Source organism: Flavobacterium sp. W22_SRS_FP1 (assembly GCF_052113685.1).
In the GTDB taxonomy this organism is placed as follows: Bacteria; Bacteroidota; Bacteroidia; order Flavobacteriales; family Flavobacteriaceae; genus Flavobacterium.
This window is the reverse complement of sequence record NZ_JBGQOE010000003.1, coordinates 63,639-77,791: the sequence shown is the minus strand read 5'-3', so window position 1 is coordinate 77,791 and position 14,153 is coordinate 63,639. Positions and strand designations below refer to the sequence as shown.

14 protein-coding genes are annotated in these 14,153 nt (G+C 34.9%); 8 read left to right on the top strand and 6 right to left on the bottom strand.

Going from position 1 to position 14,153, the window contains the following annotated elements:
• Window positions 1-309 precede the first annotated feature (309 nt).
• Entirely contained in the window at window positions 310-1,851 is a 1,542-nt protein-coding gene (locus ACEN2H_RS02940; protein WP_441730249.1) for a glycine--tRNA ligase, read from the bottom strand.
• A gap of 94 nt (window positions 1,852-1,945) precedes the next feature.
• Here ACEN2H_RS02940 and ACEN2H_RS02935 point away from each other — a divergent pair, with 94 nt between their 5' ends.
• Together ACEN2H_RS02935 and ACEN2H_RS02930 are read left to right on the top strand one after the other, a co-directional pair.
• Window positions 1,946-2,629 carry a ComF family protein gene (locus tag ACEN2H_RS02935; protein WP_441730248.1) on the top strand — a complete coding sequence of 228 codons (684 nt, stop codon included), beginning with the start codon at window positions 1,946-1,948 and terminating at the stop codon, window positions 2,627-2,629.
• Window positions 2,630-2,926: 297 nt separating this feature from the next.
• The gene (locus ACEN2H_RS02930; protein ID WP_441730246.1) at window positions 2,927-3,535 is read left to right on the top strand and encodes a superoxide dismutase; all 609 of its coding nucleotides are present in this window, start codon (window positions 2,927-2,929) and stop codon (window positions 3,533-3,535) included.
• A gap of 345 nt (window positions 3,536-3,880) precedes the next feature.
• On the opposite strand, the gene ACEN2H_RS02925 is transcribed toward ACEN2H_RS02930, so the two are convergent.
• From ACEN2H_RS02925 to purN, 4 genes are all read right to left on the bottom strand, one after another.
• Window positions 3,881-5,779, bottom strand: a complete 1,899-nt coding sequence (locus ACEN2H_RS02925) for an amidophosphoribosyltransferase (protein ID WP_441730244.1) — start codon at window positions 5,777-5,779, stop codon at window positions 3,881-3,883.
• Window positions 5,780-5,901: 122 nt separating this feature from the next.
• Window positions 5,902-6,825, bottom strand: coding sequence for a PfkB family carbohydrate kinase (locus tag ACEN2H_RS02920; protein WP_441730243.1), 924 nt, complete (start codon window positions 6,823-6,825; stop codon window positions 5,902-5,904).
• Window positions 6,826-6,931: 106 nt separating this feature from the next.
• The gene (rnhA, locus tag ACEN2H_RS02915) at window positions 6,932-7,420 is read right to left on the bottom strand and encodes a ribonuclease HI (RefSeq protein WP_441730241.1); all 489 of its coding nucleotides are present in this window, start codon (window positions 7,418-7,420) and stop codon (window positions 6,932-6,934) included.
• The gene (purN, locus tag ACEN2H_RS02910) at window positions 7,420-7,992 is read right to left on the bottom strand and encodes a phosphoribosylglycinamide formyltransferase (RefSeq protein WP_441730239.1); all 573 of its coding nucleotides are present in this window, start codon (window positions 7,990-7,992) and stop codon (window positions 7,420-7,422) included. The genes rnhA and purN overlap by 1 nt, the downstream gene beginning before the upstream one ends.
• Before the next feature lie 175 nt (window positions 7,993-8,167).
• Here purN and ACEN2H_RS02905 point away from each other — a divergent pair, with 175 nt between their 5' ends.
• The 6 genes from ACEN2H_RS02905 to ACEN2H_RS02880 all read left to right on the top strand — a co-directional run bounded on the left by ACEN2H_RS02905 (window position 8,168) and on the right by ACEN2H_RS02880 (window position 13,505).
• Entirely contained in the window at window positions 8,168-8,404 is a 237-nt protein-coding gene (locus ACEN2H_RS02905; RefSeq protein ID WP_007137004.1) for an acyl carrier protein, read from the top strand.
• A 179-nt stretch (window positions 8,405-8,583) separates the two neighbouring features.
• Window positions 8,584-9,837, top strand: coding sequence for a beta-ketoacyl-ACP synthase II (gene fabF, locus ACEN2H_RS02900; protein ID WP_441730236.1), 1,254 nt, complete (start codon window positions 8,584-8,586; stop codon window positions 9,835-9,837).
• A 5-nt stretch (window positions 9,838-9,842) separates the two neighbouring features.
• The gene (locus ACEN2H_RS02895; RefSeq protein ID WP_441730234.1) at window positions 9,843-10,583 is read left to right on the top strand and encodes a ribonuclease III family protein; all 741 of its coding nucleotides are present in this window, start codon (window positions 9,843-9,845) and stop codon (window positions 10,581-10,583) included.
• A 114-nt stretch (window positions 10,584-10,697) separates the two neighbouring features.
• A complete protein-coding gene (locus ACEN2H_RS02890; RefSeq protein ID WP_441730232.1) occupies window positions 10,698-11,186 on the top strand; it encodes an IPExxxVDY family protein in 489 nt (162 codons plus the stop codon).
• A gap of 5 nt (window positions 11,187-11,191) precedes the next feature.
• Complete coding sequence (gene pyk / locus ACEN2H_RS02885; RefSeq protein WP_441730230.1) at window positions 11,192-12,622, top strand: pyruvate kinase; 1,431 nt, start codon at window positions 11,192-11,194, stop codon at window positions 12,620-12,622.
• Window positions 12,623-12,731: 109 nt separating this feature from the next.
• Complete coding sequence (locus tag ACEN2H_RS02880; protein WP_441730228.1) at window positions 12,732-13,505, top strand: Bax inhibitor-1/YccA family protein; 774 nt, start codon at window positions 12,732-12,734, stop codon at window positions 13,503-13,505.
• Window positions 13,506-13,561: 56 nt separating this feature from the next.
• On the opposite strand, the gene ACEN2H_RS02875 is transcribed toward ACEN2H_RS02880, so the two are convergent.
• Entirely contained in the window at window positions 13,562-14,080 is a 519-nt protein-coding gene (locus tag ACEN2H_RS02875; RefSeq protein ID WP_441730226.1) for a PAS domain-containing protein, read from the bottom strand.
• Window positions 14,081-14,153: the final 73 nt, after the last annotated feature.

The following is a 14,153-nucleotide window of genomic DNA, read 5'->3' as shown; positions in this document are numbered from 1 at the left end:
CATTAAAAATTGATGGTAGTTTTGGGAAACTAATTGCATAAGAAAAGCCAGTTATCAAATTAATAACACGTCTTTAATACTTATTTAACAAACTAAAAATACAGGTTTAGAGTATTTTTCGTGCAAGATGTTAATATGTTCTTAACAAATGTTAACACATTAAGATGAAGCGCAAATAAACCCGATAAAGTACATGAATTCAGATGCTAGAGAATATGAAGTTATCTCTTTAACTGCGATCTTAAGAACATTATGCCATGCAAAAGGCCTTTCGCGAGGAAGGCCTTTGTAATATAGAATGATATTTAATTACATTTTCATCAACCAGTTTTTCATGGAAACTTCATTATCAATAATGGCTTTCAATTCTGATATTTTAACACGGTCTTGTTTCATCGTATCTCTATGACGAATTGTTACCGTTTGATCTTCTACAGTTTGATGATCAACCGTAATACAAAACGGCGTTCCTAATGCATCTTGCCTTCTATAGCGACGACCAACTGCATCTTTCTCATCATATGTTACATTGAAATCCCATTTTAAATCTTCAATGATTTTATGCGCTAAATCAGGTAACCCATCTTTTTTAACTAAGGGTAAAACTGCTGCCTTGGTAGGTGCAAGTACTGAAGGCAATTTAAGAACCGTTCTCGTTGAGCCATCTTCCAATGTTTCTTCTTTCAAGGAAGTCGCAAAAACGGCCAAGAACATTCTATCTAATCCCACAGAAGTTTCTACTACATAAGGCACATAGCTCTGATTCAACTCGGCATCAAAATACTGCAATTTTCTTCCAGAGAATTTTTCGTGTGCTTTTAAATCAAAATCTGTACGAGAGTGAATCCCTTCCAGTTCTTTGAATCCAAAAGGAAAATCAAACTCAATATCAGCCGCAGCATTTGCATAATGAGCTAATTTTTCATGATCATGAAAACGGTAGTTTTCTTTACCCAAACCTAATGACAAATGCCATTTTAGCCTTGTTTCTTTCCAGAATTCATAATGTTTCATTTCATCTCCTGGACGTACAAAAAATTGCATTTCCATTTGTTCAAACTCACGCATACGGAATATGAACTGTCTAGCAACAATTTCATTTCTAAATGCTTTCCCTGTTTGCGCAATTCCAAAAGGAATTTTCATTCTTCCCGATTTTTGTACATTCGCGAAATTGACAAAAATACCTTGAGCAGTTTCCGGACGCAAATATAAATCCATCGCTGTATCTGCAGATGCTCCCAACTTAGTTCCAAACATTAGGTTGAATTGTCGCACTTCGGTCCAGTTTCTGGAACCTGATTCAGGACAGGCTATTTCTAACTCTTCAATTAGCGCTTTTACATCTTCCAGATCTTCATTACCTAGAGAACGCCCAAGTCGCTCTAGAATTTCTCTTTCTTTGGCTTTATACTCAACGACCCTAGTGTTTGTTGTTACAAACTCCTGTTCGTTGAAGGCATCGCCAAAACGAATCTTCGCTTTTTCAACTTCCTTAACTGCTTTGACATTTAACTTTTCAGCATAGTCTTCAATCAAAACGTCGGCTCTATACCTTCTTTTAGAATCTTTATTGTCAATCAATGGATCATTAAAAGCATCTACGTGTCCTGACGCTTTCCAAGTAGTAGGGTGCATCAGTATCGAAGCGTCCAGACCGACAATATTATCATTTAATTGAACCATTGATTTCCACCAATATTCACGTATGTTCTTTTTTAACTCCACTCCGTTTTGTGCATAATCATAAACTGCACTCAAACCATCGTATATTTCGCTTGACGGAAAAATAAATCCGTACTCTTTTGCATGCGAAATTACATTCTTAAATATATCTTCTTGTTTAGCCATACTGCAAAAATATAAAAAGAGAACTTAAAAAAAGAAGAATAGCTGAAGTTTGAAGCGTTGATTTTCATATTTTTATAAATAAATTGCTAATTATATGTTCAAACACATAATAAATCTATTTTTCCCTGCTGTGTGCGCTGGCTGCAACTCTTTATTATCACCGAATGAAAAAGTGATTTGTACAATTTGCAGGCACAACATACCGCTAACTCATCAACACATCAGTCCAAATAACGAGGCCTTCAAAAAGTTTTACGGTAGAATTCCTTTAGAATATGCATCGGCGCTCCTCTATTTTCATAAAAAAGGAATAGCACAAGAACTAATTCACAAATTAAAATATAAAGGGCATCAAGAAATAGGAACAGTTCTGGGACATTGGTATGCTCAATATTTAAAGGATGTCGTAATCCTAAAAACAGTAGATGCTATAATTCCAGTTCCTTTGCACAAAAGAAAGCATAGGGAACGAGGCTACAATCAAGTAACTACTTTTGGAAAAGCGCTTTCGTCTGAATTGAATGTTCCTTATAATGACTCTATATTGAAACGAAAAGTCTATTCAAAAACACAATCCAAAAAAAACCTTTTGGGCAGGAACGAAGGTATTAAAACCATTTTTGAAGTTTCCTTTACGGAAAATGATCATGGCAAACACTTTCTACTTATTGATGATGTAATTACAACAGGAGCCACACTTGAAGCTTGCTCCCGCGCTTTGCTTACAATTCCAGGATCAAAGATTAGCATCGCATGCATGGCAATGGCACAATCCTAAAAAATCGGCAATTACTTCAGTCCAATAAAATTAAGATCCGTTTTTTCAGCGCTTAAAAGAAATCATTATTCTACTTACAAACTAAGTCTTTCTAGTGCCTTAAAATAGCCAATGTACGTCGTTTCATTGTTTATTATTTAAAAACGACATGGTTTTACCTCAATAAAAAGACAATTATCAGCACAATTAATTACACTACAAATTTAATTAATAAAAATATAACGACATAGAATTTTCAATTCCAAACTTAAATGATTAAATTTGAATAAATTTTATAAATCATTAAACAAATATATTATGGCTTTTGAATTACCTCAATTACCTTATGCGTATGACGCATTAGAACCTTATATAGATGCACGCACGATGGAAATTCATCATACAAAGCATCATAATGCATATACTACAAACCTAAATGCGGCTACCGCTGGTACTGACATGGAAGGTAAGACTATAGATAATATTCTACTCAACCTAGACATGAAAAATACCGCTGTTCGAAATAATGGTGGTGGATTTTATAATCACAATCTGTATTGGACTGTTATGACTCCAAATGGAGGTGGACTTCCTAATGGAGATTTGCTTACTGCGATTGAAACTGCTTTTGGATCTTTTGAAGAGTTCAAAGCTAAATTCAGCAAAGCGGGAGCTACGCAGTTCGGTTCAGGATGGGCTTGGCTTTGTGTTCACCCAGGAGGAAAAGTAGAGGTTTGTGGAACTCCAAATCAAGACAATCCATTAATGCCGGGAATCGGTTGTGGCGGTACTCCAATTTTGGGTATGGATGTTTGGGAACATGCTTATTATTTGCATTACCAAAACAGAAGACCCGATTATATTGAAGCTTTTTTCAACACAATTAATTGGACAGAAGTTTCTAGAAGATACGCTTCTGAGAAATAGTTTTCATAGAAATATAGATTAAAGAACATAAAGAATAGACAAATTGACTGAGAAGTTGGTTTGTCTGTTCTTTTTTTACGCCTACTCGTTTCTAAATTTTACACAGCTGATTCAAATAAAAAAACGAATAAACTCTCAGCCTATTCGTTATTCCTCTGTTCTAATTTTATTTGACTTTATTCCAATAAAAAAGGTGGAATCTCTTCCACCTTTTTTGCCCCAAATCTACCATAAACTTAACCTACTAATTTTATGACTCTCCAAATTTATGGCAGATGTGTATTTTAACCAAATGTTTTAGATGAACAACCCGTAAATTCGTTTAATTGCACAATTTCATAGTTTTTAATATGCTCTTGCATCTTTTCCTTCATAGAAATTCATAAATGCACGACTCACAACCCTATTACCGCCGGGAGTAGGATAGTCTCCAGTAAAATACCAGTCTCCTAAGTTTTTAGGACAAGCAATATGTAAATCTTCAACGGTTTGGAATATAATCTTCACTTCCGCTTTTATTTCAGGAGAGCTCAACATTTGAGCTATTTTATCAGAAACCTCTTGAGGTTTAAAAGGCTCATAAATTGCGGTAACATAATTTATCATGTCACTGTCTTTAAAGTTTTCTTGAGCTTTACAGTTAGCATAAACTTCATCAACAATATGGTACAAATTTCTTTCTTTCAATAATCCTAATGCCGCTTTAAACGCCACTAAACCTTCTAGTTTTGCCATGTCTATACCGTAGCAATCAGGGAATCGTATTTGAGGTGCCGAAGAAACGACAACTATTCTTTTTGGGTTCAAGCGATCCATCATTTTGATAATACTCATTTTCAAGGTAGTTCCACGTACAATACTATCATCTATAATCACTAGATTATCTGTTGGTTTTATAACACCATAAGTTACATCATAAATATGGGCTACTAAATCATCGCGACTACTGTCCTCTGTAATAAACGTCCTAAGTTTAGCATCTTTAATCGCAACTTTTTCAGTACGTATTTTTACCTGAAGAAGCTCTTGTAATGTTTCTTTGGTCAGTGTATTTCTATTTTCTAAAATGAAATTATTTTTACGTTGGTTCAAGAAATCCTGAGCCGCTTCTACTAAACCGTAAAAAGAGGTTTCAGCAGTATTAGGAATATAAGAAAAAACAGTGTTGTCAGTGTCTTGATCAATCGATTCAAGAACTGCAGGCAGAATTAATCTACCCAAGTTTTTTCTTTCTTGGTATATTTCAGCATCGCTACCTCTAGAAAAATAAATTCTTTCAAATGAGCACGCTTTTTTTTCTGTTGGCTCAAGAATTTCTTCCATTGTAACAGTTCCATTTTTCTTAATTATCAAAGCATTTCCTGGTTCAATTTCCTGCACTTTTTCGAATGGAACATTGAAAACGGTTTGAATAACGGGTCTCTCTGAAGCCACAACAACAACTTCATCATCTTGATAAAAATAAGCAGGACGAATCCCTGCAGGGTCTCTAAACACGAATGAATCACCATGCCCCAAAAGTCCTGCCATAGCATAACCTCCATCTAAATTCTTTGACGAACGTCTCAAAATTTTAGCAATATCTAGTCTTTCGGCAATAACTGGAGATGCTTCTCTTTTTGACAAGCCTTCCTGCTTACAATCTTGATACAATTGCATTACTTCTTTGTCTAGAAAATGCCCTATTTTTTCCATAACCGTAACCGTATCTGCCATCTCTTTTGGATGCTGACCCAGTTCAACTAAGTTTTCGAATAGCTCTTTTACATTGGTCATATTAAAATTTCCGGCCAATATCAGGTTTCTATGCATCCAATTACTTTGACGTAAAAAAGGATGAACACTTTCGATACTATTTTTACCAAAAGTACCATAACGCACATGTCCTAAAAACAATTCTCCTATGTATGGAATATTCGTCTTTTGAAGAGATACATTATCAGCGTATTTAAGATGAGAAGTCATCTCCTCGTTTATTCTGTCATTTATTTGCGCAAAAACATCTTGAATAGGCTGCGCGTGATTAGAACGCACTCTACTTATATACCTCTCTCCCGGTTCCATGTCTAATTTTATACTTGCAAAACCTGCACCATCTTGTCCACGATTGTGTTGCTTTTCCATAAGGAGATACATTTTCTGTATCCCGTAAAAAGCAGTTCCGTATTTTTCCTTATAAAATTCAAGCGGTTTAAGCAGTCTAACTAAGGCTATTCCACATTCATGTTGTAACGCATCGCTCATTGTGTAGTTATTTGTTGTGTTGTTGTTTCTAAATATAAATTCTTACAAATAAAAGGGATCTTCTTTTTTCACTCCCAACTTATTATAAATCAAAAAAACCCCATTCCCGGGGTTTCAAAGTATTACAATACTATTTCAAACTGTGTCAATGACTTGAATTGTTTCAATCTTGACATTACCTCTTTTTTATCTAAATCAACCATTCTTTCAGTACCAAATTTCTCAACACAAAATGAGGCTAAATTTGAACCATATATTACCGCATTTTTCATGTTCTCAAATGAGACGTTTTCACTTTGCGTAATGAATCCTGCAAATCCACCTGCAAAAGTATCACCAGCCCCTGTTGGGTCAAACACTTCTTCCAATGGCAATGCCGGCGCAAAGAACACTTCTTTATCGTGAAACAAAAGTGCACCATGCTCCCCCTTTTTGATTACTACATATTCTGGTCCCATAGCCTGAATTATCGCAGCAGCTTTAACCAAAGAATATTCTCCAGAAAGTTGTCTTGCTTCTTCATCATTGATCGTTATAACGTCTACACGTTTTATTACCTCCAATAATTCTGGTAAAGCGCAATCCATCCAAAAATTCATAGTGTCTAAAACTACTAATTTTGGCTTCGTTTCCATTTGGTCCAAGACACTACTTTGTACTAGTGGATGCAAGTTTCCTAGCATCACTACACCAGCATCTTTAAAATCTTGAGGTACTTTAGGTTGAAAATCCGCTAAAACATTCAATTGAGTATCAAGAGTATCACGTGAATTTAAATCGTTGCGGTAGCGACCGCTCCAAAAGAAGGTTTTCCCACCCTTCACCACTTCAAGTCCAGAAATATCAACATTTCTTTCGGTCAACAAATCTAAATATTCTTGTGGAAAATCATCACCAACTACAGAAACTATGGCAGATTGTAAATTAAAAAAAGAGGCGGACAAACCAATGTACGTTCCTGCACCACCTAAAATTTTATCTGTTTTGCCAAAAGGTGTTTCTATGGCGTCGAAAGCAACTGTTCCAACAATCAATAATTTATTCATTTATTTGAGATTCTAATTAAGTCGCAAAGGTAGTTTATAAAGTATAAAATTGCAAAGACTGCTAATTGTAAAGTTACGCTAATTTACAAACCATTAAAATCAATGCTTACAGCAACTTGCCGACTTCTTTTTCATAAAATAAATCAATAGAAAGCTCCTTTTGGGCGGAAGCCATAACCGCTAATTCGTCACACCTTTCATTTTGCAAATGATTGTTGTGTCCTTTTATCCATTTAAAGTCTACTTTGTGCTTTCTATAAATAGCTAAAAGACGCTTCCAAAGATCAGCATTTTTTCTAGCAGCAAAACCCTTTTTTTCCCAGCCCAAAACCCACTTCTTTTGAACTGAATCCACTACATATTTAGAATCAGAAACGACTAAAACTCTGGTATTTGGATTTTTTAGTTTTTCTAGACCTACAATTACGGCCAGTAACTCCATTCTATTATTAGTGGTAAGTCTAAAACCTTCGTAAAATTCTTTTTTGTAAGTCTTACCACCCACAACTGTTTCCATAACTACGCCATATCCTCCTTTTCCAGGATTTCCTTTTGCAGCTCCATCTGTGTATATGTGTACATCGTAAGTATTCACTATTTTGAAATCTCAGTTATCAATTTTTCGATTACTCTTGGAAAAAATTCCTGTTCTATTTCATGGATCCTAGCAGCAATATCTTCGGCCGACTCACTTCCCGTTAAGAAAATCTTTTTTTGGAAAATAACATCCCCTTCATCATAATTTTCATCAACATAATGAATCGTAATTCCTGTTTCCCTTTCCTTATTATCAGCGATTGCTTTATGGATGTTCATTCCATACATTCCTTTCCCGCCATATTTGGGTAATAATGCAGGGTGAATATTTATTATTTTATTGGGATAAGCAGCTATAATGGTTTCAGGGAATTTTAATAAAAATCCAGCGAGGACAATTAAATCCGGTTGAATCGTGTTTAAAACCTGTAGTACTCTACCTTCATTTAGCTCTGTTTTCGAAAAAATCTCCATTGCCACATCATTATTCTTAGCTCTTTCAATAACTTTAGCATTTGGATTGTTTGTAAAAACTGCTACTACTGTTGCTTCTTCATTTGAAGTAAAATGCTTTATGATATTTTCAGCATTTGTACCTGATCCGGAAGCAAAAACAACTATTTTTTTCATAATTTTTCCAATTTATATTACGCAAAAAAAAGCATAAAAATTCAATTTAAAGAACATTGTAAGTCTTTGTTTAAATTTATTTTCTAATTTAGATGTCACATTTATCAACTTATTCGTTGTTTTAAAATAAAGTTTTTTATTTTTGCCAACAAATTAAATTCTAAAATTAAAGATTATGTCAGACATTGCATCAAGAGTTAAAGCGATTATCGTAGACAAATTAGGCGTTGACGAAAACGAAGTTGTAACAGAAGCAAGCTTCACTAATGACTTAGGGGCTGATTCATTGGACACAGTTGAGCTTATTATGGAATTCGAAAAAGAATTTGATATTCAAATTCCAGACGATCAAGCAGAAAACATTGCTACTGTTGGTCAAGCTATTTCTTACATCGAAGAAGCTAAAAAATAATAATTTAAGCACCCGCCTGCAGCTTTGCACGCGGGTGTTATTATTATTTTAAAAAACTAAATTAAGATTGATTTTCAATCAAAAGATATTTATTGTAATACCCATGGCTCTTTTGTAATAAAAATACGGCAAAGAAAGCATGGGTTTTATTTGTTTAAAGATAACAAAATAAAATAGTTATGGTATTAAGACGAGTTGTTGTTACGGGTTTAGGTGCTCTTACTCCTATTGGAAATAATGTTCAAGAATATTGGAACGCCCTTATCAGTGGCGTAAGTGGATCTGCCACAATAACTTACTTTGACCCTACAAAGTTCAAAACTAAATTTGCTTGCGAATTGAAAAACTTTAATGTAGAAGATTTCTTAGACAGAAAAGAAGCTAGAAAAATGGATCGTTATGCACAATATGCCATGGTTTCATCTGAAGAAGCGATAAATGATGCAGCTTTCAACTTTGAAAAATTAGATAAAGACAGGGCCGGAGTTATTTGGGGCTCAGGAATAGGTGGCTTAGAAACCTTTCAAATAGAAATGTTGAATTATTCTGCCGGCGATGGCACTCCAAAATTCAACCCTTTCTTTATACCGAAGATGATTTCTGATATCGCTTGTGGTCATATTTCAATTAAATATGGCTTTAGAGGGCCCAACTTCGCAACCGTTTCGGCTTGCGCTTCTTCTACAAACGCGATCATCGATGCATTTAACTACATCCGTTTAGGACACGCAGATGTTATGGTAACTGGCGGGTCAGAAGCTGCGGTAACTATTGCGGGAATGGGTGGCTTTAACGCTATGCATGCGCTATCCACAAGAAATGATGATCCAACAACAGCTTCCAGACCTATGGACAAAGACAGAGATGGATTTGTATTAGGAGAAGGTGCAGGTGCCTTAGTTCTTGAAGAATACGAACATGCAGTAGCCCGTGGCGCTAATATATATTGTGAAATTGGCGGTGGCGGTATGTCAGCTGATGCCTATCACATAACAGCTCCTCATCCTGACGGCTTAGGTGCAAAAAACGTAATGTTAAACTGTTTGAGAGATGCAGGATTAAAACCAACTGATGTTGACGGTGTAAATATGCATGGAACTTCTACTCCTCTTGGGGATTTAGCAGAGTCAAAGGCGATTGAGCATGTTTTTGGTGAGCATGCCTACACCATGAACTTGAATTCGACAAAATCAATGACGGGTCACTTACTTGGTGCTGCTGGAGCAGTTGAAACTATCTCCTCTATTCTATCTATGAAATACGGAATAGTCCCACCAACCATCAACCATTTCACAGATGATGAAAATATTGATTCAAAACTAAACTTTACTTTTAATGTTGCCCAAAAAAGAGATATGAAAGTAGTCATGAGTAATACTTTTGGTTTTGGTGGACATAATGCTTGTGTATTAGTAAAAAAATTAGAATTCTAATTTAAATGAATAGATTAAGAAAAATATTTACAAAATCCCGTTCTCCAGAAGACGGGATTTTTTTTGATGCTATCCAAACAATTTTAGGCTTTCCCCCTAAAAACTTAGATCACTATAGAAAAGCATTTACTCACCGTTCTTCTAGCAGTCTTGACCAGGCAGGAAACATTATTAACTATGAGCGCTTGGAGTTTTTAGGCGACGCGATGCTGAGTTCTGTAATTGCGGCGTATCTCTTTCGCGAAGCTCCTCACGGAGACGAGGGTTATCTTACAAAAATGCGCTCCAAAATCGTAAGTAGAGAACACTTAAACGAACTGGGGAAAGACCTGAACTTGATACAATTTATAGAAAGCAAAGTCCCAATACAACATTTTGGAGAAAACATTCATGGTAACATTTTTGAATCTTTGATAGGCGCAATTTATCTTGATAGAAGTTATGTCTATTGTGAAAAGTTTATACAAAAAAGAGTTGTCATCCCTTATGTTGATATTACCAGATTGGAAGGAAAGGTGATTAGCTACAAAAGCTTGGTTATAGAATGGTGCCAGAAAGAAAAGAAAATATTCCATTATGATATTTTTGAAGACAACGCAATCGATGGGCAACGTCTATTTGGAGTAAAATTGAGCATTGATGGCAAAGTAATTGCAAAAGCTAGAGCGACTTCAAAAAAGAAAGCAGAAGAGAAAGCATCACAACGTACCTTTTTTGCTTTTCAAGATAAAATGGATAAAAAATAGCGTCCTTTTACTTAAAACTACAACGTTATCGTTAGTAAATGAACTAAAACATGCTGGTTTGGTGCATCATAACTTCATTAGATATAGTATATTTACAACTTATTTTATGATGAAATGGCTATTCACAAACTGGATCTTGGCGACTTCGACGAAATAGATTACAATCTTATTGCTATTCATACTTCATTAGAAGATTTCCGACTAGCCTATTTCATCAATCAAAAATTGCCGATAAATTTAAGAAAAAGTAAGGATGAGGTTCAAATTAATATAAAAGAAGGGGAGACAAATTTTTCTAGGTTTCATTATTATGACTTAGAAAAAGCAGTTTCTTGGAATTTGGTCCAGAATAAAAACGAAGTGTACCAACAAAAAAAAGAAACACTCCAAAATTTATTTTCAAATATAACCATGGAAACTGCCACAAAAGTATTCTTGTTACCAGAATTTAAAAAAGCCGATTTTTTTTTTAAAATTGATAACACTGACGACACCATAGATGTGTCAGAAATAAAGATATTATTAAATACCATTGATCACATATCTGCTGTATATACTGTAGATACTAATCAAATAAAATCGAAAAACAATTTAATTTTTTAATACAAATGATTACAAACAAAAAAACAAAAATTGTAGCCACACTTGGGCCTGCATGTAGTACTAGAGAAATCATAAAAGATATGATTGACGCAGGTGTAAATGTGTTCAGAGTTAATTTCTCTCACGCAGATTACGCAGATGTTAAAGAAAAAATTAAAATCATCAGAGGACTCAACGATGAATATGGCTATACGACTGCAATACTTGGCGACTTACAAGGACCAAAACTTCGCGTAGGAGTTATGGGTGAAGGGGTTGTAGTAAATGATGGAGATTTAATAACCTTCACTACTGCAGAGGACATTATTGGAACGGCACAAAAAGTATTCATGAAATACAAAAACTTCCCAAATGATGTTAATCCTGGGGAGCGTATTTTATTGGATGACGGGAAGCTAATTTTTGAAATAGTTGAAACAGACAAAAAAACAGAAGTCGTTGCAAGAGTAATACAAGGTGGTGAACTGAAATCTAAAAAAGGAGTTAATCTGCCCAACACAAAAATATCACTTCCAGCAATGACAGAAAAAGATATTGCCGATGCTATTTTTGCGATTGAACAAAAAGTGGACTGGATTGCCCTTTCTTTTGTAAAAACACCACAAGATTTAAAAGACTTGCAAGATTTGATTGCAGAGCATTCTGAACATAAAATTCCGATTGTAGCTAAAATTGAGATGCCTGAAGCATTAGAAAACATTGACAAGATAGTTGCTTATTGTGATGCATTAATGGTTGCACGTGGAGATCTTGGTGTTGAACTTCCTGCTCACGAAGTTCCACTTGTTCAAAAAGAATTGATTCGCAAAGCCAAAATGGCTCGAATTCCTGTAATTGTTGCCACTCAAATGATGGAAACGATGATCACTAGTTTGACCCCTACAAGAGCTGAAGTAAATGATGTTGCCAACTCGGTAATGGATGGTGCTGATGCGGTAATGCTTTCCGGTGAAACAGCTACTGGTAATTATCCCGTACAAGTAATCGAAAAAATGACGCAAATCATTAAAGCAGTTGAGGATTCTCCACTAATAACTGTACCACAAAACACACCGCAAATAAAAACAAAACGTTTTATCACTAAAACAATTTGTCGACATGCCGCACTTATGGCAAATGCCATTAACGCAAAAGCTATTTGCACTTTGACTAATAGTGGTTACACCGCTTTCCAAATTTCAGCGTGGAGGCCATCAGCCTATATCCTAGTTTTTACATCGAATAAAAGAATCTTGACACAATTAAGTTTATTGTGGGGAGTAAAATCATATTACTACGACAAAGTAGTAAGTACTGACGATACTGTCACAGACATAAACAACATTGTAAAAGAGAAAGGATACGTAACTCCAGGTGATTTCCTTATTAATTTAGCGGCTATGCCTATTAAAGAAAAAGGAATGGTGAATACCATGAGAGTTTCGGAAATAGAATAAGTTTAAGATAATCAAAATACAATCCGTCTGTTTAATAACTAAACAAGACGGATTTTTTTGTGCCTAATTTTTTTTTAATTTATCTTTGCACAAAATAAATCCATCCCCAATGAGTTTCAAATCCAAGAATCCTTTTTTAACTAACAAATCTTTTTCTGCGACAACTGCTGCTAGAAAAGAAGAAGTACATCATGCAACTGTTTTAGATTACAGCCAAGAAATGACCTTGTCTGGCACCATCAATAAAACTTTAATTCTCTTTTTATTGCTTGCCGCATCAGCCATGGTGATTTGGTGGATGACTTTTAATGGCACAAATCCTATTGTTCCAACAATTGGAGGTGCTATTGTAGGTTTAATTTTAGTAGTGATAGCTGCTTTCAAACCACAATACTCGCCTTACTTAGCACCTGGATACGCATTATTTGAGGGATTGTTTATCGGTGGAATTTCGGCAATTTTCGAAACGATGTATCCTGGAATAGTAATGCAGGCCGTTGGAGCAACTTTTGTCACTTTTATTGTCTGTTTAGGATTATATAGATATAAAATTGTAAAAGTAACAGAGCAATTCAAATCAGTGGTAGTTGCGGCCACACTTGCTATTGCAACCTACTATCTAATTTCATGGGTGTTTTCTATGTTTACAAACTTCCAGCCAGTTCACCACGGTAACTCCATGATGAGTATCGGAATTAGTGTGTTTGTAATTATAATCGCCTCATTAAATTTATTCCTGGATTTTGACAGAATAGAAAAAGGAGCCGAACAAAAGATGCCAAAATTCATGGAATGGTATGGCGCAATGGGGTTAATGGTTACTTTAGTGTGGCTATATATTGAGTTTTTACGTTTACTATCAAAACTAAACAGTAAAAACTAAGTAAAATAAGCCACTATAAAATAATAAAAGGCCTTTCTTATTTAGAAAGGCCTTTTTTATGCTGCTTTCTCGAAAGCAATATAGTGACTAAGTTTCCCGTTTTTATTAAAAATAGGGTAGGCTTTTATTAGACAAGCGTATACCTCGCCGTTCTTTTTATAATTTAAAACTGTCTTTTCAAAAGCTTTTTGTGATCGAATCGAAGTACTTATTTCGCCCGAAACTATACTATCAGTCACTTCGCCTTGGAACATTTTTGGACTTTTCCCCATTACTTCAGTTGCAGAATAACCATTCATTTTCTTTATATTCTGTGAAGCGAAAACGATAGTTAACTTGGCATCTGTAACTACTATTACTTCTTCTTTTATAGGCGCTTCAATATCCCAATCTGAACACAGCGCCCACTTATTTCTCAACGCCATACCTTTAAGGTCGCGCAAGTCGGAAAGCGACTGCTTTAATTCATTTACAAATTGATAATGAAAATCTGAAGAAATAACTGGAAGAGATTTAATTCGTAATTCCTTATTGTATTTAACAATAGCCTCTTCATATTCTTTTAAATCGCTCATTTTTTTTTATTTGAACCAAAAGTAAAATTTTTTGTAAAAAAAAAAAAACAATCTCCGAAATTTAACCATTGTT

Bases quoted from the DNA above. Each gene is read 5' to 3' on its own strand.
- ACEN2H_RS02940 (WP_441730249.1), bottom strand. From the start codon at position 1,851: ATGGCTAAACAAGAAGATATATTTAAGAATGTAATTTCGCATGCAAAA.
- ACEN2H_RS02935 (WP_441730248.1), top strand. From the start codon at position 1,946: ATGTTCAAACACATAATAAATCTATTTTTCCCTGCTGTGTGCGCTGGC.
- ACEN2H_RS02930 (WP_441730246.1), top strand. From the start codon at position 2,927: ATGGCTTTTGAATTACCTCAATTACCTTATGCGTATGACGCATTAGAA.
- ACEN2H_RS02925 (WP_441730244.1), bottom strand. From the start codon at position 5,779: ATGAGCGATGCGTTACAACATGAATGTGGAATAGCCTTAGTTAGACTG.
- ACEN2H_RS02920 (WP_441730243.1), bottom strand. From the start codon at position 6,825: ATGAATAAATTATTGATTGTTGGAACAGTTGCTTTCGACGCCATAGAA.
- purN (WP_441730239.1), bottom strand. From the start codon at position 7,992: ATGAAAAAAATAGTTGTTTTTGCTTCCGGATCAGGTACAAATGCTGAA.
- ACEN2H_RS02905 (WP_007137004.1), top strand. From the start codon at position 8,168: ATGTCAGACATTGCATCAAGAGTTAAAGCGATTATCGTAGACAAATTA.
- fabF (WP_441730236.1), top strand. From the start codon at position 8,584: ATGGTATTAAGACGAGTTGTTGTTACGGGTTTAGGTGCTCTTACTCCT.
- ACEN2H_RS02895 (WP_441730234.1), top strand. From the start codon at position 9,843: ATGAATAGATTAAGAAAAATATTTACAAAATCCCGTTCTCCAGAAGAC.
- ACEN2H_RS02890 (WP_441730232.1), top strand. From the start codon at position 10,698: ATGGCTATTCACAAACTGGATCTTGGCGACTTCGACGAAATAGATTAC.
- pyk (WP_441730230.1), top strand. From the start codon at position 11,192: ATGATTACAAACAAAAAAACAAAAATTGTAGCCACACTTGGGCCTGCA.
- ACEN2H_RS02880 (WP_441730228.1), top strand. From the start codon at position 12,732: ATGAGTTTCAAATCCAAGAATCCTTTTTTAACTAACAAATCTTTTTCT.
- ACEN2H_RS02875 (WP_441730226.1), bottom strand. From the start codon at position 14,080: ATGAGCGATTTAAAAGAATATGAAGAGGCTATTGTTAAATACAATAAG.